Origin of the sequence: Companilactobacillus sp. FL22-1 (assembly GCF_043951805.1) — a bacterium.
Lineage (GTDB): Bacteria > Bacillota > Bacilli > Lactobacillales > Lactobacillaceae > Companilactobacillus.
This window is the reverse complement of sequence record NZ_JBINJY010000006.1, coordinates 27,275-49,089: the sequence shown is the minus strand read 5'-3', so window position 1 is coordinate 49,089 and position 21,815 is coordinate 27,275. Positions and strand designations below refer to the sequence as shown.

The window sequence follows — 21,815 nt, the reverse complement described above, 5'->3', positions numbered from 1 at the left end:
TTTAAATTCTTACAATAATCTTGCCCACAGAATCTCGGTGCAAAAGCATTTCTAATCCATCGACTAGTTGATCAAACGGTAAAACTTCAGTAATGCTAGGATCAATCCGCTTTTGACTAGCGAGTTGTAATAATTCACCAGCCATGATACCTAGATCTTTCTTTTGCGTCAGTGAATTGCCATGATGGGCACCGCCAAGATTTAAAGTGGTAACGCTGAGGCCTTTATCAAACAAGATATCGTTGTCATCAAGTGTTGGGCCATCCACGATACAGACTAATTCGCCATTGTAGCTGAGCCGTTCTGTTACGTCTAATTTGGCTTCGGCGCCACTGACTGTATTGAGAATCAAGTCCACACCGGAGTTATTAGTATATTTCATTATTTCGGCGGTTACATTTTGATTCTTATAGTCGATAATTTTATCAGGCTGAAATTTTTCAACGAAGGCAGTCTTGGCAGTAGAAACGGTGGTGATAACTTTGAGTCCTTGAAGTTTGGCCAATTGAATGGCAATCGAACCTACGCCACCAGCGCCTGCGTGAATGAGAATATTTTTCTTGCCGGTCAAATTCATCTTCCGAAAGATGGCCTGATATGCTGTCATGGCCCCACATAGAAGTGCTGAAGCTGTTTCAAAGCTGACATTATCCGGCAGTTTTGTGAGGCAGTATTCGGGGAAAATTGCATATTCAGCGAAGACACCGTCATTTTGTAAATTATTGTGACCAGATACACGATCACCAGGTTTAAATCGGGTCACATTTTCTCCGACGGCTTCAACTATTCCCGCGGCATCGAGTCCAAAGATATGTGGATATTTGAAGTTGGGAAGTGGTTGTGAGATAAGTTTGTAATCGACGGGATTAAGGCCAATACTGTTAACTTTGATCAAAACTTGCTCTGGACCAGGTTTTGGAGTCGAAACAGTTTCTTGTCTTAGGTTTGTTAGACCAGATTGTTTAGGATCAGTGAATAAGTAAGCTTGCATAAAGATTCCTCCGGTAAACATATTATTTTAATTATACTGTTGTTTTGTTTGCTTGAAAAAGAATATCCCTGATACAATAAATCAAAATAAATTTATTACATTTTGTTGACAAAATATCATTATTTCAGAAATATGTAACAGAAATGTATTAAGCAAATTATTTTCGGGCTCGTATAATGAAACTATTTAGAAGGATGATTTTAAAGTGGAGGTAGTCTCATAAGAGTTAAAAGGCGAAAGATAAAAAAGTATCTCAAATTTTTCTTGATGATATGTATTGTAGTTGCTGGATTGAGCTATTATTTTAACAATTCCTATGCTTCAAGTGGCAATGATAATGAGAAGACCAATCAGGTCATCAAAAAGAAGCAAAAGATCATCAAGACAAATTTGACCAATTATTTAAATAGTGTAACTAAAGATGGTACGGCAAGTGTGAGTTTTTACAATTTAGGTGCTGTTGAGGGCAGCAGTTCGGCAGATGACAAGGAAGCCAAACTTTACCAAAAGGGCAGTTTAGAAGTCGAGTCAAATGCCAAGGCCGTGAATATTTCGGCAAGTACATATAAACTCTATATCGCAGCTTTCTTGATGAATCAAAAGCTACAAGGGGCTTTCAGTTGGACAGATGAGAATGAGGATGGCTTTGAACGAATGATCGTTAACAGCGACAATGACTTTTCTGAACAACAGATCGTCAATTATGGTGCGAGCGCGTTGAGTAATTTCACTCAGAGTCAAGGTTGGTATCCGAATGTCTTTCAAGATGGTCAGGCGACTCAAACGACCAGTTATAGTCTGCAGTTATTGCTTGAAGATCTAGCTTCAGGATCAGGCGCTTTTCAAAATAAGTCTGATCAAAAAAAGATCCTAAAGTGGATGGGTGAGCAAAACTATCGTACGGGTATTCCTACTGGTGCAGCTGCAGCTGATGCGGGTACGACGGTACAAGACAAGGTCGGCTTTTTAGACGATGTGAACAATGATGCCGGTATTGTAACTTTACCTAATGGACAGCGATATATTCTGGTCATTATGACTCACGGACACAACCAAAGTGATTTCAGTGGTTTCCCACGAATAGCTAAGATTGCTAAGAATGTTCAAGAAATTGTTTATGGTGCTGATGCCGGCAAGCAATTGAATAATTATTAGATACAAAAAGAGAGTTAGGTGACCACACCTAGCTCTCTTTTGATATCAAGCGGCTGAGAATTGCCACCCTTGTTTGAGATATCTAATCCATTATACACTTTAAAAGGTCATTTGGATATCACTTCCTTAAAATAAGAAAATTCAATTAAAAAATCATACTCAATTAATGCAATTTAAAAGGATTAATTATATAATTGTCCCTAATAAATCAACGGAGGCCAAAAGGAATGGCACGAAAAGTTATCTTATACATCGCAGAAACCCTCGATGGTTATATTGCTGAAAAAGATGGCACTATTGATTTTTTAACTAATAGCGATTTTAGCTCTGGCGATACAGCTGACCACGAATATGAAAAATTAGTAAAGCACATTGATACAGTAGTTATGGGGCGTCATACTTATTCACAGATAGTTAACGAGTTATCGCCTAATGATTATCCATATGGCAATTTCGAGAATTACATTTTGACAACTCATCCGACTGAAGGCATCGACAATATTCATTTTATTCACGATGATGTTAGTGATTTAGTTGAAATGTTGAAACAACAGCCTTCCAAAAAGGATATCTGGATCATCGGCGGCAGCAGTATCATTGCGCCATTAGTTAATAAAGACTTGATCGATGTCTATGAAATTTGTATTGTTCCAATCGTTTTGGGCAGTGGCATCCCCTTGTTCTCTGAAAAGACTAACTTTAAGGAATTGAACTTAGAGTCAGCTAAGAAGATCAATGGTGTGGCTTATCTAACCTATTCTAAATAACAAAATTACATTAGACGTGGATGTGATTTTTTCCACGACAAAGCCCAGTGATAACCATTTTTGGTTAATTCCACTGGGCTTTTTTAATTAATAATTTAGCAATATTTTTTACCAGATTTTAATCTTGAAGAGTTCTTTAAGTCCTGAAAGTACTAAGGTTGGCAGTGCTGGAATGAAGATCACATAGAGATAGATTGCGGCAGGTAAGGTAGCTGTTCCCATAACTAAATTAAAGAAGGGAATCATTGTCACTAACACCGATGATATTCCGGCAAACGCCACAGCCAAAATCAAGCGTGGATTTCCGAAAGGATTTCTTCTAAAGAGTGTTTTGGAGCTTCTCGCATCAAACACATGCCATAATTGGCCAAATACTAGAGTCAAAAAGGCCACTGTTTGAGCTTCATTGCTACCAAACCCTTGATTAGCTGCCCATAAGAAGGCTAGATAAACCATGGCACCCATGATGGTCCCTCGAACCAAGACTCTGGACCAAGTATGATTAGCTAAGATCGATTCGTTGGGGTCACGGGGAGCTTCTTTCATGATGTCAGATTCAGCAACATCGTATCCTAAAGCAAATGATGGCAAGGCATCACTGACCATATTGACCCAGAGGACCATGATAGCGGTCAGTGTCGGCGTCCCAACAGGAACTTTACCAATGGTTTGGCTAAAGAAGAGTAGTCCCAACAATAACGACAAGACTTCGGCAACATTAGTCGTCAATTCATGGCGCATGAAATTCTTGATATTGGCAAAAATAGTGCGGCCGCTTTTAACGGATTTTTCGATTGTGGTGAATTTATCATCTAATAGAATCAAATCTGCTGAGTCTTTGGTTACTTCAGTCCCATTGATTCCCATAGCGATACCGATGTCGGCGGCTCTTAAAGCTGGAGCATCATTCACACCATCGCCAGTCATCGCCACGATTTGTCCTTGGCGCTGTAATTGTTTAATGATCCGTTGTTTATGTTCAGGTGTGACACGGGCGTAGATATTAGTCTTTAAAACGGTATTGAATAATTGTTCATCAGACATTTCTTCAATATCGATTCCTTTAACCACTGGAGCAGAAAGTGTCTTAACGATTCCTAGATCGTAAGCAATTGCCCGAGCGGTTTTTTCATGATCGCCAGTGATCATTACTACAGCCACGTTGGCTTCATTGAGGGTCTTGACGGAGTATTTTACTTCTTCACGAGGAGGATCGATGATACCAGCGAGACCAGTGATGATTAAATCAGTCTCTAAGTCTTGTACCTCAGCTGTTTGAGCGGCTTTTTGACTGATTTTTTTGTAGCCGACTGCTAGGGTCCTTAAAGCTTGATCAGCATATTGACCAACGACGTCTAAGAAATCAGCTTGTGCTTTTGGAGAGCGGTCAATTTGATTGTCTTTCAAGATACTACTACTGTTGCGTAATAGGACATCTGGCGCACCTTTAGTGTAGAGAAAGTAATCGTCATTTTTTTTAACGACCACGCTCATCATTTTGCGACTGCTAGTAAATGGTAAAGTACGGATTATTTCGTAATCTTTTAAGAGCTCGTCTTTAAAGAAACCAGCTTTTTGTCCCAGTACAGTTAAGGCAACTTCGGTCGGATTACCAAAGGGTTTATACTGGCCATCGACTTCTTTAACTGTGGCTTCATTGCAGAGCACGGCACCAGTTAAGAATTGCGATGATTTGTCGACAGAACCACTGATTTGGCCTTGGGGAGCGTAGCCTAAGCCAGAAACGTCAAAGAATTTACCATTGTCGTAAAATTTAGTCGCGGTCATTTCATTTTTGGTTAGAGTCCCAGTTTTATCAGAACAAATGTAAGAAGTACTACCAAGAGTTTCCACACTATTGAGTGATTTGATCAAACCTTTGTTTTGAGCCATTTTAGCGGTACCGATAGTCAAGACGATCGATAGAACTGCAGGCAAAGCGTCAGGAATCGAGGCCACCGCTAAGGCAATTGAAGTTGAGAGAACGGACGTCAGAGAATTAACACTAAATTCCCCTGCTCGAATTATCCCCACGACGAAGGTAAAGACAACGATAGCAGCAGAGAATTTCATTAAAATATTGGTCAATAGATTGATAGTATTTTGTAGCGGAGAGATTTTAACGTCGGTTTCTTGCATTAAGCGGGCAATATTTCCTAACTCGGTCTCTTCGCCAGTGGCGGTGATAACACCGACTCCTTGTCCGTTCGATACGGTAGAACCAGAGAAGCCCATATTGAACCGGTCGCCCAGTTCAACGGTTTCGGAAATAACATCGCTATTTTTTGCAATTGCATCGGGTTCACCAGTTAAATGTGATTCGATGACTTGTAATTCATTCGTATCGATCCAACGAACATCGGCTTCAACGAAGTCTCCTAAAGCAACTTTCAAAATATCACCGACGACTAGTTCAGCTGTCGGTATTTTTTGCCATTCATTATTTCTTAGGACAGTCGCAAAACGGCTGTTCATTTCCTTTAAGGCATCGAGGCTCTTTTGGGCATTGATTTCTTGCCAAAAACTCAAAAAGGCGTTGATCAAAATCAAAATTAAAATGGCAATCGCTTCATAGAGTGATTCTCTTCCATGTTGGCCATCGCCTTGGACTTGAAAGGCATACCAAGAACTGAGAAATGATAATAAAACTGCTCCTAAAAGTACGATCACGATTGGTTCCTTGAAACTTTTCAAAAAGATTTTCCAATATGGTTCAGCTTTTTTCTCTTCGATTTGGTTAGGACCATACTTTTCACGGTTAGTAGTCACTTGGCTGTCAGTTAAGCCGTGATCCTTGTCGACCGAAAATTGCTTCAGAATCGTGTCAGTCGGTATTTTGTAATAGTTTGCCACACAATCATTCCTTTCATTTGGGCAAAGAAAAAGCGCCAGCCTCAAGAAACTTCCTTACCCTCAGAAGTATTGACTTGAAGCTTGCGCTCAACCTAGTTAGATTTACTTGTACATTTAGTATATCATCAGAAAATATTTTTGGCTATTTTGAAGATTATTGAATTATCCGTTTAGGATAAGTTGTGTTGCAGGATCTTGATGGCTTCAGAAATAGTCTGATATTCGAAAATTTTTTGGAAATAGGCTGTTCCATTGATCATTGCTGACAACTGACTCTTGGAAGAATTATGGAGAATGATCACTGGTTTGTGCAGTCTTTCTGCGGTAGCTAATTCATAACCGACACCTAAACTGGGATGTGAAGTTTCAGCTACCACTAAATCACATTCTTCTAACCACTTAACATCACGGTTACGGATATAAGCATCTTTGGTCTGATCGTCACTAGTTATTGATAAAGACTGGTCACCGATATGTTCAGTGAGAACTTGGTTATCTTGATTGAGAAAATCGATCAGTTGGCGATAAATTTTAACGTCAGCACGTCCGCCTCGAATTGAAGCTGCAAAGTATATTTTCATGCTTGAGACTCCTGTTTAATTTTTTCTTGCAAAGTTTTTAAAAATAATTGATCGGCTTCCGGTAGTTGACGTTTCTTACTCCATATTAAGGTATTGGGATCGGTCATAGTTGGAGTTAAGGGGCGAAAGACTAAATTGCTATCACCAGAAGTATTGATTAAATTTTCATAAGTTAAAGCTAGACAACTGCCAGTTTTGACCAAGAGACTGGCATTGAAGATTAAATTATAAGTGCCAATAAATTTGAATTGTTCAAATAGCCCTTGACTCCAGGCAATGAAGTCTTTGTGATGGCTAATTTGTCGAGATGCCAAAAGAGGGCGACCAATCAAGTCGCTTGGGGTAATGTCCTTTTTTTGAGCTAACGGTTCGTCTTGACGCATTAAGAGACCCCAACGATTGTTTTCAGGTAACTTCATAGTATTATAGTTGCCTAATTCATGGTGCCCCATGATGATACCAAACTCTAAGATACCACTGTCTAAGGCTGCTTCGATCACGGTTGAGTCACCGCTGTTAAAGTTGACCTGAATGTCAGGATATTGATGAATCAAGTCGTGAACCGTATCCATGACACATTGAATAGCGACACTTTCCCCAGCACCGATATCCAAAGTTCCACTGACGACATCTTGTTTTTGTAAATTATAAGTGGTTTTGTCAACCAGACCGATTATCTCTTGGGCTCTTTGCAAAAGGTAGTAACCATCTTGAGTTAACTGGATTTGACGTTTACCACGGATGAATAGTTGAGTGCCTAGATTAGTTTCTAAATCAGCAATTTGGCGAGATAAGGCTGGTTGAGAAATATGTAGTAGCCGGGCGGCACGGGTAATATTTTGTTCTTGAGCAATCGCAATAAAGTAACGTAAAACTCTGATATCCATTGATAGACTCCTATTATACGAAAAAGTAATGATAAATGATTATTAATAAGTATTTAACATCATAATAATATCTTTGTATACTGATTTCAATCAGTGAGGTGTTTGAAATGAAATCGGAAATGGATCTTGGAACCAAAGCTTATGAACAAGTTGAAAAAGTTAATCACAAAAATCAAATATTGGTTCAAGAATTGAATGACACTCCCCATACCCAAGCGGAAATTAGGCAAATAGTTAGTCAGATCACGAATGAAATAATTGATCCTACCACTGAGATCCGACTGCCATTTCGAACCGATTTTGGTCGGAATTTACATATTGGTAAGAACGTCTATATCAGTAATTGTTCCATGTTCGTTGATCTAGGCGGCATTTATATCGGAGATAACGTCTTGATAGGGCCTAATGCCACGATCACTTCGGTTAATCATCACACTGCCCCTGATCAAAGACGACACTTGATTTTTAAGTCGGTTTACATTCACGACAATGTTTGGTTGGGAGCAAATGTTACGATCACACCTGGGACTACGATTGGTGAAAATGCCATTGTAGCGGCTGGGGCAGTGGTAACTAGAGATGTTCCGGCTAATACGATTGTTGGTGGGGTGCCGGCTTCAGTAATAAAAATAATTGACCATAAGAAAAAATGAATTGAAGGAGAGATTTTATGACAGTTTTTGATGAAACAATTACGTTAAACAACGGAGTAAAGATTCCCAAGCTAGCTTTAGGTGTTTGGGAAATTCCAGATGATCAAGTAGCTCAAGCAGTTAAGAGTGCGATTGAGATTGGTTATCGTCACATTGATACTGCCCAAGCCTACGGGAATGAACGTGGTGTCGGAGAGGCAGTTCGTGAGTCTGGTATCAGTCGTGAGCAGATATTTGTAAATTCCAAAGTCGCAGCTGAAATCAAAAATTATGATGAAGCTAAGCGCTCAATCGATGAAACTTTGAACAAGATGGGATTAGATTATTTGGATATGATGATCATTCATAATCCTCAACCATGGAAAGAAGTTAACCAAGGAAATGACCGTCATTTTGAAGGTAACTTAGAAACTTGGCGGGCGATGGAAGATGCGGTTAAGGCTGGTAAGTTAAAGACTATCGGAGTTTCTAGTTTTAATAAGGAAGACTTGGATAATTTGATCAAGAACAGCGCTACTAAACCAGCCGTCAATCAAGTGCAAATTCATATCGGTGATACGCCTATGGATATTATCAAATATTCTCAAGCAAACGATATTGCGGTCGAAGCTTTCTCACCAGTAGCTCACGGGGCTGCCCTAAATGATGAGCGCATCAAAAAGATGGCTGCTAAGTATCATGTCAGTGTGCCACAATTGTGCATCCGCTATGATTGGCAATTAAATGTCATTGTTTTACCAAAGTCAGCTAATCCAGAACATATGAAGTCAAATTCTGAAATTGATTTCCAGATTTCAGAGGCAGATATGCAGACTTTGGCAGCTATTGACACGATGGAATATGGTGATGCCAGTGCCTTTCCAGTTTTTGGTGGCAAATTATAATTACAGATGGTTCCCGATTGCGGGTGCCATTTTTTTGTTCTAAAGGTAATTGAGTAAAATTATCTATTTTAAGCGAAGTGGTTTAAAATAATCGTAATTTGTCAAAAGAGGATGATAAAAGTATGGATGTTGAGATTAAACGTGACGGATTGACTTTACGAGGGACCTTGAATAAGCCACAAGGAAAATTCAACTTAGTGGTTCTAATGCACGGTTTTACTTCTAACCGAGGAGTTGAACCAGAGCAATTACTTTTTCAATTGGCTAAGCACTTGGAAGAATTAGGCTTTGCGACCTTACGATTTGACTTCAATGGTCATGGACAATCAGATGGTAAATTTGCAGATATGACGGTCTTGAATGAGATCGCTGATGGCAAAGCTATTTTGGATTATGCAAGAAGTTTAGCTGGTGTTCAAAAAATCTATCTGCTCGGTCATTCCCAAGGCGGCGTGGTTGCTAGTATGTTAGCTGGTTATTATCCTGATAAAATTTCTAAATTAGCTTTATTAGCTCCAGCAGCAACCTTAAAAGATGATGCCTTAAAAGGGGATACGCAAGGTTATACTTATGATCCTCACAATGTTCCCGACCAATTAGCCATCAAAAAAGGTCTGACTTTGGGCGGATTCTACATCCGAACAGCGCAAACTTTACCGATCTATGAAGTAGCTAAGCAGTATCACGGACCAGTCTGCTTGATTCATGGTTTAAATGATACAGTAGTTAACAAAATTGCTTCGACACGTTATGATGATGTTTACCAAAATGATCAATTACATCTTTTAGATGGAGCAGACCATGGTTTCAGTTCTGAAAAATCTCGTCAAGCAGCTTTAAAGATTGTCGGTCAATTTTTTAAAGAGTAGTCAAAAAAATGAGAGTGGCAACTCGATTTTGAGTGACCGCTCTCATTTGCTTCAGCCTGTTTTACTTAACGATATTAGTTTTGATTTTTTCTAAGGAAATATCACGTGGTGTGAAGTTTTCAGTTGTCTGACCAAGGGTTAAAGCAAAGATAGGTTTGAAACCATCTGGAATGACACCACTAGGAATTGAGCCTAGGCAAGCCATATTGTAGTTAGCACCGGGTCCTTGATCTTCTGCGGCTAGTTCCATACCGTGAACCATTGTGCCAGCAGAATTTCCTTCCATTAATCCGTTATTAGTAGCAGATACGACGATAACGGTTGGAGCGTCATAAATGCCATTTAGTTGAGACAAAACCTGGGAGTCTTGGATAACTGTCAGACGATAATTTTCGAATTCACCCATCCCAGCGGAACCGGCGTTGGCGGCTAAGAGAATATTTTGGAGTTGTTCGTCGGTTATTTGTCCAGAATATTGGCGAATAGCTTTACGTGATTTGATCATGGTTAATGTTTCCATAGTAGTACCTCCAATTTGATAATTAACTCTATTTTAGAACTTTTGTATCCGCTCGCACAATTGATTTTTACAGTAGTTAAAAATATCCTTTTGGAGAAGAAACGTGTCATAATGAGCTTAGTTAGAAAATTTGAAAGCGAGGTTAGTTAAATGGCAGAAAAGGTATTTACCGAAGCAGAGTTAAAGAAGTTTAACGGAGAAAACGGCAATCCCGCCTATGTTGCAATCGATGGGGTAGTTTATGACGTTACTGACGTACAACCATGGGCTGGTGGTAAGCATCACGGTAATACAGCTGGCAATAATTTATCTGACGCGATCATGCAGTCGCCTCACAAGCACTCGGTTTTAGCCAAATTAAATGCCGTTGGCAAGTTAGCTGAATAATTTCGTTTAATAGTCCTTTGGATAAGGGCTATTTTTTTACAAATCTGTTCCCTTTTTATTGAAAGTGCGATATCGTAAAGATTATAATAAATTAGAAATAAATTAAAAAACATTAATCAAAGGGGAACTTATGACTGAAATAACACGCTTTTATGAAAAATTTCAACCTAGTCGCTACGATGTTTTTATTGATATCAATCGTGGTACTAAACAATTTTCTGGTAAGACTGTGATCGATGGTGAAGCTAAAGTGCCATCAATTTCAATTCACCAAAAATATTTGAACATTGAATCTGTTCAAGCTGATGGTAAAGAAGTTCCATTTACAACTGACGATGACAATGACGCTATCAACATCACTTTGCCAGCTGCTGGTCAAACAACTCTAACTATCACTTACAATGCTAAATTGACTGATTCCATGATGGGTATCTATCCTTCATATTACGAAGTTAATGGCGTTAAGAAGCAAATTATTGGGACGCAATTTGAGACCACTTTTGCCCGTCAAGCATTCCCTTGTGTTGATGAACCAGAAGCTAAAGCTAAATTCGATATGGCTATCAAGTTCGACGAACAACCTGGTGAAACAATTTTGGCTAACATGCCAGAAATTAGAACTGAAAATGGGATTCACTATTTCGATACAACGGTAAGAATGTCGACTTACTTGATTGCTTTTGCCTTTGGTGATCTTCAAAGTAAAGTTGCAACAACTAAGAGTGGTGTTGAAGTAGGGGTCTTCGCTACTAAGGCTCACAAAGCTAATGAATTGGACTTTGCCTTAGATATTGCCAAACGAGCAATCGAGTTTTATGAAGACTTCTATCAAACTCCTTATCCACTTCCACATTCATGGCAATTGGCACTACCTGACTTTTCTGCTGGAGCAATGGAGAATTGGGGTCTGGTCACATATCGTGAAGCTTATTTGATGGTCGACCCTGATAATACTTCTTTGGATACTAAACAATTAGTTGCGACGGTAATTACCCACGAATTGGCTCACCAATGGTTCGGTGATTTAGTAACTATGAATTGGTGGGACGATTTATGGTTGAATGAAAGTTTTGCCAATATGATGGAATATGTGGCAGTTGATGCCATCGAACCTGACTGGCACGTTTGGGAAATGTTCCAAACATCTGATGTTCCCGCTGCTTTGCAACGTGATGCTACAGATGGAGTTCAATCAGTTCACGTTCAAGTAAATAACCCAGCAGAAATCGATGCCCTGTTTGATTCAGCAATCGTTTATGCTAAGGGTGCCAGAATGCTAGTAATGGTATGTGCTTTATTGGGAGACGATAATTTACGTGCTGGTTTGAAGAAGTACTTTGAAGCTCACAAGTATCACAATGCTAAAGGTGATGACCTTTGGAATGCTTTAGGTGATGCTTCTGGTATCGATGTTGGCTCGATCATGCACTCATGGTTGGAACAACCTGGTTATCCGGTTGTTTCTGCTAGCTTAGTCGACAACAAGATTACTTTGACACAACAACAATTCTTTATCGGTGAAGGTAAGGATGAGAGCCGTCAATGGCAAATTCCTTTGAACAGTAACTATGGCGCTGCTCCTAAGATTATGGCTGACCACAGTGTGGTGATCAATGACTATGAAGACTTGCGTAAGGATGCTGGTGAACCTTTCCGTTTGAATGTCGGCAATAATTCACACTTTATCGTGAAGTATGACGATGCCTTGATGAAGGATATTTTAGACAATTTAGATTCTGTAGATAATATTTCTCAATTAGGACTTTTGCAAGATCTACGTTTGTTGGCCGATGCTAAAGAGATTTCTTACGCTGCCATCGTACCTTTGTTGGATAAATTTGCTCAAAGTCATTCAACTGTTGTTAATGCCGCTTTATATCGTGTCGTTAATAATTTGAAGAAGTTTGTTAAATCAGATTCAGCTGAAGAAAAGAACTTGCAAGCTTTGGTCAATAAGTTGAGTGCAAAACAAGTTGAACGTCTAGGCTGGGAACCAAAAGCTGGCGAATCAAACGATGATCAATTGACTCGTCCTTACGTTTTGAATGCCGCCTTGTATGCTCAAAATGAGGAAGCTATTGCTCAAGCTCACAAGATTTTTGAGGCTAACCAAGATAATTTAGCAGGACTTTCCGCAGATATTCGTCTGTTAGTCTTGAGAAATGAAGTTAAACATTTTGGTAATGAGCAATTATTCAATAACTTGCTAAGTGACTACGTGAAGTCGGCCGATCCTAGTTATAAAGCTGATCTATCAGTAGCCGTAACAAGTGTAGAAGATCCAAACTTGATCAGTCAGTTGATCAACAAGTTCGAAGATGCAGAAACGATCAAGCCTCAAGATCTACGTGCTTGGTATCGTGGAACTTTGGCTAATGAAAAGTCACAACAAGCTGCTTGGGACTGGATTAGAAATGACTGGGATTGGCTGGAGAAGACAGTCGGTGGCGACATGGAATTTTCAACTTACATCACCGTTACTTCGATGGTCTTCCATACCCCAGAACGTTTAGCAGAGTTTAAAGCTTTCTTTGAACCTAAAGTTAATACACCTGGTTTGACACGTGAAATTCAAATGGATATCAAGATCGTTGAAACAAATGTTAACTTGATTGAAGCTGAAAAAGATGCCGTTAATAAGGCCATTGCTGAAAACAAGTAAATTCTAGAATAAAACGGAAATATTGCTAGTATTTGTCAAAAAATACTGGCAATATTTTTTTTACATAAAAAAAGACAAAAAACGTAAGAAAACGGAAACATTTTTGGGTGATATATTCCTGCTGAAGATAATATAATTTCTTTAGAATTATATAAATCGAGCAATAATTTTGACGTAGATACGGCAATAAATTAAATTTACAATAAGTATTTATTCAAGATTTAAGGGGATGATATTATCAAAAAAATATTTGTTTTAGCTACCAGTTTAGCTTTTAGTATTTTTATTGTAATAATTACCCTAGGCGGATCGTTTGTTAAAGCTGCGCAAACGGATATATCAGTTGTTCTGTCTAATAATCCCAATAATGGTGGAGTTGATCGGACGGTTCCTGAAGGGCTAAGCGGAATTTCAACGTGGTTCAATGTTCCTGCAATTAAGGATAACAATACGGCTGTTTTGCCTGCCAATAGTGGGATTAATAAGAGTAGTTCTGATATTATTCGATTAACTCAGACTGATACAGATTTAACCAAAAAAGCTAAAGTAGGAGTTATTTGGTCCAAACGTAGTCAGACGGCAGAAACGGACCAAAATTTTATTGATATCACTAAGAAACAAACGATGTCAATGTGGATGTTTTTCGGTGGAAAATACTCATCAGGTGGTGACGATACTGGTGACGGGATGGCCTTCGTAATTCAAAACGTGGGTGAGAATGCCTTTACTACAGTTCCTTCTAGTGGATTCGTCGGAGAATCTTTAGGCGTTTGGGGTTCAGAGACCTCGGCTAGTGACGCTTCTTCAACTTTAGCTATTCGAGCCATTCAGAATAGTTGGGCGTTGGAATTTGATACTTATCCCAATGCACCTGAAAAAGGCGGCATAGGTACTAACTTTGATAGTCAAAATGCAATTGGTTACGTTATCAATCACATTGCTGATAACTATCCTGGCGAGCCATCTACTTATTTAACAGGTACGTATCCTGGATTGATCATGGATCATTTACATCCAATTATTAAAGTTAAGACCGCTAAATTTCCTAATAATTTCTTAACTGATGATCGTTGGCACCATGTTACGATGACTTGGACGCCTAATGCGTCTGACTCTACTAAGGCAACAGTCAATATGAAGTTTAATGATAAAGATATTGATGGTACTTTGAGAACACCAGATATTGATCAAGATTACCCAATTGATTTAACTAAATTTAATTTATCAAAGGGAACTACCAAATTGTATTGGGGATTCACAGGATCTACTGGTAATAGTCAAGAAAATAACTTGATCAACTTTGAGTCTATTCCAGCGATAGTTGAAGCTGATGCTACAGCTAGTATGTATGATATTACTTCTCAACGTGAAATTAGTGATCCTACGACAACTGATCCTAATAAAAATGTGGTTTATGATGGAGATCAGGTCAATATCAATTACAATTTGAATTATTTAAGTGGTTCCAGAAGTTGGAGTAATATTGTTGGTGATATGAAGTTGCCAACCAATATCAACTATACGCAAGGAGTAATTACTTATACCGATACGAGCGGCAATAAGAAGACTGAAACCATCAGTGAATTGAGCGGTATGACTAATAATGAAGTTAAACATAAATTAGCAGAATCGCTTTGGAAGGACGGTTATAAGTCGGCAGAGATCACTTTTACCGGAACCGTAGTTGGGTCCAATACGTCTGATATAACTGTGCCAGCTCAACATGCTAGTTTTGACGGAGATTATTTGCAAAAAGATGTGATGACCCAGGCTTTTGTGATCAAACATATTGCTGATATCAATTTAACTGCAGTTGGTAATACGACTATCAATGCACTTTTGAATCAACCGGTAAATGTTCAAGGTAAAGTGGCTTACAGTGACCAAACTAGTGTTGATCCGAATAATTTTGAGATATTTGCCAAAGTGAATAATAATTCTTCGATGATGATCAGCAGTATGACCAGCAATCCATTTACTTTGACGATACCAGCGGATCAGTTAGCCAAAGGAAGTAACACGGTCACGCTTTATGTCGTTGATAAAACAACTCACAAGGTATCTAATCAGATCACCTTTACAATCAACGTGTCGGATTCAATTTTGAATTTGACGGTTTCAAATCAAATGAGTTTCGGCAATGTTCAAGAGTATCCACTGAACAAGGTGATTGGCCGTAGTAGCAAATGGACCGTTGATGTCAAAGATACCAGACCTGTTGGCTCCAAATGGCAATTATCAGCCCAAGCTACGTCGTTGAGTAATAACTTTAAGGGAGGATTAGTCTTTGTAAATAAAGCTGATTCCGAACAATCCTTGACTGATAATTTGACGATGATTGCTACTGGTACCAAGGCTAGCAATGACGAAACTGACGTTTCATCCAGTTGGGATAGCAATGATGGAATCCTGTTGCGTCAAAGTGGAAATAGTTCAGCAGGAGTTCATACAGGGGTAATTACCTGGACATTAGTTGACAGTACAAGTTAATACTAAAAAGATTATTTCAGATGATGAAATAATCTTTTTTAATATAACGGTAAAATCAGAATTAAGTTCGCCTAACTTTTTTCTTGATGTGTCATGAAGTATATGATATTCTTACGACAGAACCGGGGGGAAACGTCTAAGAATGGAGGCTCTTTATGCTAAACGTTAAGAACCTCACTGTCGCTTACGATGACACACCAGTTTTTGCTGATGTAGCCGTTAAATTCAACGCGGGTAAAATCACTGGGATCATTGGGCCGAATGGTGCAGGTAAATCGACCTTGATCAAGGCAATTTTGAATCTAATCAAAACTCGTCAAGGTGAGATTGACTACAAAGGTCAGTCAATGAAGTCTGTTCAAAAGCAAGTTGCTTATGTTGAACAAAGAAAGGATTTGGATCTAACTTTTCCAATCGATGTCTTTGACTTAGTTCTGACTGGAACTTATGGAAAATTAGGCTTATTTAAAAATCCTGGTAAAGCTGAAAGAGCAGCTACCGCAGATGCATTAAAACAAGTTTCCTTGACTGAATTTTCCAAACGCCAAATTGGAAATCTGTCGGGTGGACAATTGCAGCGAGTTTTCGTTGCTAGAGCTATCGTGCAACAAGCTGAGATCATTATTTTAGATGAACCGTTTGTCGGGATCGACTTGCAGAGTGAAACGGCCATTATGAAAATCTTGAAGCAGTGGCGAGATGAGAATAAAACTATTATCGTTATCCATCATGATTTGAATAAGGTAACTAAATATTTTGATGATTTAGTGATTTTAAACCATGGCATCGTCGATTATGGTCCAGCCAAGGAAGTTTATAATCCGAAGAATATCGAGAGTGCCTTCAGTGCTGACTTATCTTCTGTTCTATTTCAAGAAGAGGCAGGTGTTTAGGTATGACTTCGATAATTGATTTTATTAATGCTTTGGGAAAATATGACTTCTTACAAAGTGCCCTCTTGACTGCAATTATGGTTGGGATAATGTCCGGAATTATTGGAAGTTTCATTATCTTACGTGGGATGTCACTGATGGGAGACGCCATTTCTCATGCTGTGTTGCCAGGAGTTGCTGTAGCCTATATGCTCGGCATCAATATTTTGATTGGAGCTTCCGTATTCGGCGTCTTAGCAGCTCTGTTGATTGGCTTTGTTGCCTCACGCAGTAAGATCAAAACTGATACTTCGATTGGGGTCGTCTTCAGTGCTTTTTATGCTTTAGGTTTTATTTTGATATCAATGGCAGAAAGTTCTACTAATTTACATCATATTTTGTTCGGAAATATTTTGGCAGTTAGTGACACTGATATTATGACTACTGCAGTTGTCTTAGGATTAGTTATTTTGTTCGTTGTGACTTTCTATAAGGAATTGCTAGTAACCTCATTTGACGAAACTTATGCCAAAACTTATGGCTTGAATGCACAAGTGATCCACTATGCTTTGATGTTAGTTTTAACCTTGGTCACTGTTTCAGCTTTACAAACCGTGGGAATCATCTTGGTAGTGGCGATGTTGATCACACCAGCAGCGACAGCCTTTCTTTGGACGGATAAATTAGGAACGATGTTGCTTCTTTCAGCGGTTGTGGGCGTAGCGTCATCTATTACTGGCTTGTACTTTAGTTATACTTTCAATTGGGCCTCTGGTCCGGCAATTGTTATTGTAGCCGCCGCTTTATTCGCAATTTCTTTTGTTGCCTCACCGAAACAAAACTTCTTTAAGTTGAAAAGGAGTGTGACACAATGAAGCGATTTTTCATCACTTTAGTTGGAGTTATCCTGATGATCAGCGGCGTGTACTTCTTTTTATATCAACGAGATAATAATTCTAAAACAGTCGCTGACAACGAAAAGATCCATGTAGTAACTACGAATTCAATCTTAGAAGATATAGTTCATAACGTTGGGAAGGACCGGATCAAACTATATAGTATCGTTAAACGTGGGACTGATCCGCACGAATATGAGCCACAACCGACTGATGTTTCTGCTTCAGCCGATGCGGATGTAATTTTTCATAACGGCTTGAACCTGGAAACTGGTGGTAATGGTTGGTTTACGAAGCTAGTCAAGACGTCCAATAAGAAATTTGGTCGCGAAGTTTTTTCAGCCAGTGCCGATGTTAAAGCTAAGCATTTAACTACTAATAAAGACGAAGAAGATCCTCATGCTTGGTTGGATTTAGCTAACGGAATCAAATATGTCAAAACAATCACCAAAGTTTTGCAGGAAAAAGATCCTAAGAATGCGAATTATTATCAAGCCAATGCTGATAAATATGTAACTAAATTACAGAAATTGCATCAAGAAGCTGAGTCTAAATATTTACAGATTCCTGAAGGACAACGAGTATTAGTCACTTCTGAAGGAGCCTTTAAGTATTTCTCAGAAGCTTATCATGTCAATCCAGCGTATATTTGGGAGATCAATACTGAAGCACAAGGAACACCCGATCAGATGAAAGCTGTTTTAGCGAAGATCAACGCTTCAGACGTCAAGCATTTGTTTGTGGAATCATCCGTTTCACCTAAGTCAATGGATAAAGTTGCTAAAGAGTCAGGCTTAGATATCTATTCAAAGATTTTCACTGATTCATTAGCTAAAAAAGGTACGAATGGCGATACTTATTATTCAATGATGAAATGGAATATCGATAAAATTTATAACGGCTTAAAATAAAAAATTCCCCGCAGTCTTTTTAAAAGACTACGAGGAATTTTTTTCGATTCAGACTCACGAAAAAACCGAAAACATAGCAATTGAGGACTAGTTGTTTTCGAGTTCTTCCATGAGTCACATATAGTACTACCTTCTCTATACTGATGCAAGGAATTAGATTGTGAAAAGAAAAAAGTTCAAAGTAAAGAATCAAATCTTTACTTTGAACTGATGTTAGTTGCTATTTCCAAAAATTTGGATGATACTCAAGAACAAGTTAATGAAATCAAGTACCAAACTGATTGAAGCAACCAAAGCGATTGCACCTAAACTTTCTGAAGCAGAATATTGTTGGTAAATGCGTTTGATGTTTTGTGAATCAAAGGCAATATAGAACAAGAATAAAATGATGACCACAGCACTAGATAACATTAGTAAGGCTGAACTGTGGAAAATCAATAAGTTGATAGCTTCAACAACGATGATGGCAATCAAAGCAGTTAATAAGGTTCTGCTCCAAGATGTTAAATCTTTTTTAGTTACAAAACCGATAACGGCCGAAACCCCAAAAGCAGCTGATGTAACGAATAATGTTTGTACGATACTCTTAGCTGAGTAAAGGTAAAAGACTGGAACCCCGATCACCGATAAGGTAACGATGAAACCTATGTAACTTATAAAGGTCAATAAGTATGACTTTGTTGCTAAACGACTACTTAAGCCAATAAAAGCAAAGGGAACTCCAATCATTAAAATTAGCGAAATGATTCGGTGTTGAGCCATACCTTGGAAAATCATTTCTGATAGAGCTTGGTTGTTGGCAATCAATTGCGCACTAATGGTCCAAAGCGCGATTCCTAGTCCAGTATATAAATATACTAGAGATGTAAATCTCGCTAAACCAACAGATTTTACTTTATCTACAGATTGCATTTTTAATCCTCCTCAAATCTTATTAGAATAATTGTACAATAGAATAACATTATTTTGTAATTTGGGAAAGGGGACCGCTTAGTTTCTCAAATTGACCACTTAGACAAAATTCATATACAGCAGTCTTTGAAAGTGGTGTAATACAGTTATCGAAAAGGGGGTGGGTCGATGTGAAGATTCGTTTGGATATTGCACCTGAGTATCAAGAGAAAGAAATTGTTATCAGAGCAGCCCAAAATGATGCCGAAGTAACACAGTTGGTCGCTGGTCTTAAAGATATCGAAAATAGATTTAACCAGATCAATGGCTATATTGGTGAAACATTGTATTCATTAGCGCTTTCGGACATTCTGTTCTTTGAAACTAACGATCGAAACGTCTTTGCACATACGACTGATAATGCCTTTTTGATCCATTACCGGCTGTATGAATTAGAAGAAAACTTACCAGATAATTTTTTACGGATTTCTAAATCTTCAATTTTAAATATCAACGAAGTTTCTTCATTATCTCGTTCAGTAACTGGAAATCTAATCCAGTTTCGCGATTCATATAAGCAGATTTATGTGTCACGACGCTTTTTGAAAGAATTAAAAATGAAATTAAGTCAAAGGAGTTTGAAAAATGAAAAATAGAAATGGAATTTTCTGGGGTGTATTTCTACTTTTAAGTGCTGCTATTTTAGTTGTTAGTCAATTGCATTTAATCACCTATACATTCAGCTTTTGGACAATTGTGGCCACGATAATCCTGGTTGCCTTTTTGATTAAAAGCTTGGTTTATGTCGCAATACCTGGGGCAGTCTTTTCGACCGCCTTTCTAGCTATTCTCTATGCCAAACCATTGCATATCACAACTTTGGTACCATGGACCATCTTGGGGGCCGCATTGCTGATTTCAATTGGATTATCAATGATCTTTCGCCCGCTTTTAGCTCGTCGTCGCCCTTGGTTGAGAAAAAAATATTATCAACAGTATCAATGGAGCTCTAATAGAGGTAAAAGGTTTCAAGGTGTGGTTGATCCTGACATTGAGACGATGAATCAATCTGATATTGATATTTACGTCAAAATGGGCAGCAGTATTCGTTATGTGAAATCAGATGACTTTCATGAAGCTAATATCGACGTATCTATGGGCGATGCCAAAGTTTACTTCGATAACGTCCAAGTTCATGATTCAGCCGTAATCAATCTGGACGTTTCACTCGGTGGGATTGAATTGTACTTGCCCAAGACTTGGAATGTTGTCAAAAAGATCGATAATAACCTTGGTGGAGTCACTGAAGTAGGCTATCAAGATGTGACCGATTCGAGCCCAACAGTTATTGTTCAAGGATTGGTTTCTCTGTCCGGATTGAAGATTACTTATATTTAAATCCAATCTTTGCTTAGAACTTTTTATATAATGATAGGTTATTTCTCAATCCCACAAATTATGCTAATCTAATAGTCACAGGGGATAGGGAAACAACATGAACTTAACATTGAGAATATTTTTTCTACTATTAGAGAACAAACCATTAAAGAATAAAGAAATATCTGAAAAATTGAATACTAATATTCGAAACGTGCAGCGTATTATAGAAAATCTCAAGCTTGCTTTTGACGATAAGACTAACGTTTTGAATCGGCATTTTACCTTTAAAGAGGATGGGCGCTATCACACTGTCAGTCAAAATTTACTTTTAAAGGAAAATGAGATTTTATTGCTGACGAAAATTTTGGTTTCGAGTCGTTCGTTGAATGAAACTGAATTGCCAGAATTGATTGACAAATTGATCGATATGGTTGGCGTCGACAATCGTAAGGTGGTTAAAGATGCAGTTGCTAGCGAACGATTGACGCAAACTTTTATCGATGATACGAGCTTGCGCAAGGATAAGTTATGGGCCTTGCAACAAAATATTTCCAATAATGAAAAAATACGTTTCCAATATACTAATCATGAGGCACAAGAGGATGCTCAGACAGAAACGGTTGAGATTTCGCCTGTGCATACCTTTTTTGACAATTATTACTTCTTTTTAGTTGGCTTGGAGAAGGAAACCCATAAGTACGTAACTTATCGAATCGACTGGATGACCGATATAAAAGTTATTCACGTTAAAATAGCCGATGACTACAGTAAACGACCTAATCACGGTAGGGATGCGCAGTTGAATCTTTACGGATACCCAGGTAAAAAGACGCGGATCTATTTTGAATATTACGGATATATCGGTTATATCAGAGATAAGTTTCCGTCTTGCAAAGTTATTAAGAAGCTTGATCGGCCAAATCGTTTTCCGTTCTCGGTTAATTTGATTGAGATTGAGGTCAACTATTCTGACGGAGTAAAATTATGGCTATTGGGAGAGACGACCATTTTACGAGTTGTGAAACCCAAAGCTATCGCTGATGATATCAAGAAAACTCTATATGATACTTATCGTTTATATGACGATGAAAAAAAGCAATGATAATTTCATTGTTTTTTATTTTGCCCAGAAAGCGACACTAAGAAAGTTACGACACATAAAGTAG

General features: G+C 38.4%; 20 protein-coding genes. 14 read left to right on the top strand and 6 right to left on the bottom strand.

What is annotated here, in order from left to right:
* Position 1: 1 nt before the first annotated feature.
* On the bottom strand, positions 2 to 991 hold the full coding sequence (locus ACG72T_RS06160; protein ID WP_395265291.1) for a zinc-binding dehydrogenase: 990 nt from the start codon (positions 989 to 991) through the stop codon (positions 2 to 4).
* A gap of 267 nt (positions 992 to 1,258) precedes the next feature.
* Here ACG72T_RS06160 and ACG72T_RS06155 point away from each other — a divergent pair, with 267 nt between their 5' ends.
* Positions 1,259 to 2,146: a serine hydrolase gene (locus ACG72T_RS06155; protein WP_395265290.1), complete on the top strand. Its 888-nt coding sequence runs from the start codon at positions 1,259 to 1,261 to the stop codon at positions 2,144 to 2,146.
* A gap of 227 nt (positions 2,147 to 2,373) precedes the next feature.
* Positions 2,374 to 2,913 carry a dihydrofolate reductase family protein gene (locus ACG72T_RS06150; protein WP_395265289.1) on the top strand — a complete coding sequence of 180 codons (540 nt, stop codon included), beginning with the start codon at positions 2,374 to 2,376 and terminating at the stop codon, positions 2,911 to 2,913.
* 108 nt (positions 2,914 to 3,021) lie between these two features.
* Here ACG72T_RS06150 and ACG72T_RS06145 read toward each other — a convergent pair whose 3' ends face one another.
* From ACG72T_RS06145 to ACG72T_RS06135, 3 genes are all read right to left on the bottom strand, one after another.
* Positions 3,022 to 5,766: a cation-translocating P-type ATPase gene (locus tag ACG72T_RS06145; protein ID WP_395265288.1), complete on the bottom strand. Its 2,745-nt coding sequence runs from the start codon at positions 5,764 to 5,766 to the stop codon at positions 3,022 to 3,024.
* Positions 5,767 to 5,936: 170 nt separating this feature from the next.
* A complete protein-coding gene (locus ACG72T_RS06140) occupies positions 5,937 to 6,347 on the bottom strand; it encodes a nucleoside 2-deoxyribosyltransferase (RefSeq protein WP_395265287.1) in 411 nt (136 codons plus the stop codon).
* Positions 6,344 to 7,234, bottom strand: coding sequence for a LysR family transcriptional regulator (locus tag ACG72T_RS06135; protein ID WP_395265286.1), 891 nt, complete (start codon positions 7,232 to 7,234; stop codon positions 6,344 to 6,346). Before ACG72T_RS06135 ends, ACG72T_RS06140 begins: the two co-directional genes overlap by 4 nt.
* A 107-nt stretch (positions 7,235 to 7,341) precedes the next feature.
* On the opposite strand from ACG72T_RS06135, the gene ACG72T_RS06130 reads away from it, so the two are divergent.
* From ACG72T_RS06130 to ACG72T_RS06120, 3 genes are all read left to right on the top strand, one after another.
* Entirely contained in the window at positions 7,342 to 7,887 is a 546-nt protein-coding gene (locus ACG72T_RS06130; protein ID WP_395265285.1) for a DapH/DapD/GlmU-related protein, read from the top strand.
* A gap of 17 nt (positions 7,888 to 7,904) precedes the next feature.
* Positions 7,905 to 8,771, top strand: coding sequence for an aldo/keto reductase (locus tag ACG72T_RS06125; protein WP_395265284.1), 867 nt, complete (start codon positions 7,905 to 7,907; stop codon positions 8,769 to 8,771).
* Between the two features lie 122 nt (positions 8,772 to 8,893).
* Entirely contained in the window at positions 8,894 to 9,640 is a 747-nt protein-coding gene (locus ACG72T_RS06120) for an alpha/beta hydrolase (protein WP_395265283.1), read from the top strand.
* Between the two features lie 61 nt (positions 9,641 to 9,701).
* On the opposite strand, the gene ACG72T_RS06115 is transcribed toward ACG72T_RS06120, so the two are convergent.
* Positions 9,702 to 10,160, bottom strand: coding sequence for a nitroreductase (locus tag ACG72T_RS06115; protein ID WP_395265282.1), 459 nt, complete (start codon positions 10,158 to 10,160; stop codon positions 9,702 to 9,704).
* Positions 10,161 to 10,310: 150 nt separating this feature from the next.
* Here ACG72T_RS06115 and ACG72T_RS06110 point away from each other — a divergent pair, with 150 nt between their 5' ends.
* The 6 genes from ACG72T_RS06110 to ACG72T_RS06085 all read left to right on the top strand — a co-directional run bounded on the left by ACG72T_RS06110 (position 10,311) and on the right by ACG72T_RS06085 (position 18,378).
* The gene (locus ACG72T_RS06110) at positions 10,311 to 10,547 is read left to right on the top strand and encodes a cytochrome b5 domain-containing protein (protein ID WP_395265281.1); all 237 of its coding nucleotides are present in this window, start codon (positions 10,311 to 10,313) and stop codon (positions 10,545 to 10,547) included.
* 130 nt (positions 10,548 to 10,677) lie between these two features.
* Complete coding sequence (locus ACG72T_RS06105) at positions 10,678 to 13,209, top strand: M1 family metallopeptidase (RefSeq protein ID WP_395265280.1); 2,532 nt, start codon at positions 10,678 to 10,680, stop codon at positions 13,207 to 13,209.
* A 459-nt stretch (positions 13,210 to 13,668) separates the two neighbouring features.
* Positions 13,669 to 15,699: a hypothetical protein gene (locus tag ACG72T_RS06100; RefSeq protein ID WP_395265279.1), complete on the top strand. Its 2,031-nt coding sequence runs from the start codon at positions 13,669 to 13,671 to the stop codon at positions 15,697 to 15,699.
* Positions 15,700 to 15,854: 155 nt separating this feature from the next.
* The gene (locus ACG72T_RS06095) at positions 15,855 to 16,592 is read left to right on the top strand and encodes a metal ABC transporter ATP-binding protein (RefSeq protein ID WP_395265278.1); all 738 of its coding nucleotides are present in this window, start codon (positions 15,855 to 15,857) and stop codon (positions 16,590 to 16,592) included.
* Between the two features lie 2 nt (positions 16,593 to 16,594).
* The gene (locus ACG72T_RS06090; protein WP_395265277.1) at positions 16,595 to 17,446 is read left to right on the top strand and encodes a metal ABC transporter permease; all 852 of its coding nucleotides are present in this window, start codon (positions 16,595 to 16,597) and stop codon (positions 17,444 to 17,446) included.
* Complete coding sequence (locus ACG72T_RS06085; protein WP_395265276.1) at positions 17,443 to 18,378, top strand: metal ABC transporter solute-binding protein, Zn/Mn family; 936 nt, start codon at positions 17,443 to 17,445, stop codon at positions 18,376 to 18,378. Before ACG72T_RS06090 ends, ACG72T_RS06085 begins: the two co-directional genes overlap by 4 nt.
* Positions 18,379 to 18,591: 213 nt before the next feature.
* Here the strand turns inward: ACG72T_RS06085 and ACG72T_RS06080 are convergent, their stop codons facing one another.
* Positions 18,592 to 19,290, bottom strand: a complete 699-nt coding sequence (locus ACG72T_RS06080; protein WP_395265275.1) for a Bax inhibitor-1/YccA family protein — start codon at positions 19,288 to 19,290, stop codon at positions 18,592 to 18,594.
* A 170-nt stretch (positions 19,291 to 19,460) separates the two neighbouring features.
* On the opposite strand from ACG72T_RS06080, the gene ACG72T_RS06075 reads away from it, so the two are divergent.
* The 3 genes from ACG72T_RS06075 (at position 19,461) to ACG72T_RS06065 (ending at position 21,751) form a co-directional block, all read left to right on the top strand.
* The gene (locus ACG72T_RS06075) at positions 19,461 to 19,925 is read left to right on the top strand and encodes a LytTR family DNA-binding domain-containing protein (RefSeq protein ID WP_395265274.1); all 465 of its coding nucleotides are present in this window, start codon (positions 19,461 to 19,463) and stop codon (positions 19,923 to 19,925) included.
* On the top strand, positions 19,915 to 20,667 hold the full coding sequence (locus tag ACG72T_RS06070; protein WP_395265273.1) for a LiaF transmembrane domain-containing protein: 753 nt from the start codon (positions 19,915 to 19,917) through the stop codon (positions 20,665 to 20,667). The genes ACG72T_RS06075 and ACG72T_RS06070 overlap by 11 nt, the downstream gene beginning before the upstream one ends.
* Positions 20,668 to 20,860: 193 nt before the next feature.
* Positions 20,861 to 21,751, top strand: a complete 891-nt coding sequence (locus ACG72T_RS06065; protein WP_395265272.1) for a helix-turn-helix transcriptional regulator — start codon at positions 20,861 to 20,863, stop codon at positions 21,749 to 21,751.
* Positions 21,752 to 21,815: the final 64 nt, after the last annotated feature.

Coding starts and splice junctions, on each gene's coding strand:
- ACG72T_RS06120 (WP_395265283.1), top strand. CDS start 8,894: ATGGATGTTGAGATTAAACGTGACGGATTGACTTTACGAGGGACCTTG.
- ACG72T_RS06140 (WP_395265287.1), bottom strand. CDS start 6,347: ATGAAAATATACTTTGCAGCTTCAATTCGAGGCGGACGTGCTGACGTT.
- ACG72T_RS06110 (WP_395265281.1), top strand. CDS start 10,311: ATGGCAGAAAAGGTATTTACCGAAGCAGAGTTAAAGAAGTTTAACGGA.
- ACG72T_RS06130 (WP_395265285.1), top strand. CDS start 7,342: ATGAAATCGGAAATGGATCTTGGAACCAAAGCTTATGAACAAGTTGAA.
- ACG72T_RS06095 (WP_395265278.1), top strand. CDS start 15,855: ATGCTAAACGTTAAGAACCTCACTGTCGCTTACGATGACACACCAGTT.
- ACG72T_RS06150 (WP_395265289.1), top strand. CDS start 2,374: ATGGCACGAAAAGTTATCTTATACATCGCAGAAACCCTCGATGGTTAT.
- ACG72T_RS06155 (WP_395265290.1), top strand. CDS start 1,259: ATGATATGTATTGTAGTTGCTGGATTGAGCTATTATTTTAACAATTCC.
- ACG72T_RS06080 (WP_395265275.1), bottom strand. CDS start 19,290: ATGCAATCTGTAGATAAAGTAAAATCTGTTGGTTTAGCGAGATTTACA.
- ACG72T_RS06135 (WP_395265286.1), bottom strand. CDS start 7,234: ATGGATATCAGAGTTTTACGTTACTTTATTGCGATTGCTCAAGAACAA.
- ACG72T_RS06070 (WP_395265273.1), top strand. CDS start 19,915: ATGAAAAATAGAAATGGAATTTTCTGGGGTGTATTTCTACTTTTAAGT.
- ACG72T_RS06115 (WP_395265282.1), bottom strand. CDS start 10,160: ATGGAAACATTAACCATGATCAAATCACGTAAAGCTATTCGCCAATAT.
- ACG72T_RS06160 (WP_395265291.1), bottom strand. CDS start 991: ATGCAAGCTTACTTATTCACTGATCCTAAACAATCTGGTCTAACAAAC.
- ACG72T_RS06105 (WP_395265280.1), top strand. CDS start 10,678: ATGACTGAAATAACACGCTTTTATGAAAAATTTCAACCTAGTCGCTAC.
- ACG72T_RS06125 (WP_395265284.1), top strand. CDS start 7,905: ATGACAGTTTTTGATGAAACAATTACGTTAAACAACGGAGTAAAGATT.
- ACG72T_RS06085 (WP_395265276.1), top strand. CDS start 17,443: ATGAAGCGATTTTTCATCACTTTAGTTGGAGTTATCCTGATGATCAGC.
- ACG72T_RS06090 (WP_395265277.1), top strand. CDS start 16,595: ATGACTTCGATAATTGATTTTATTAATGCTTTGGGAAAATATGACTTC.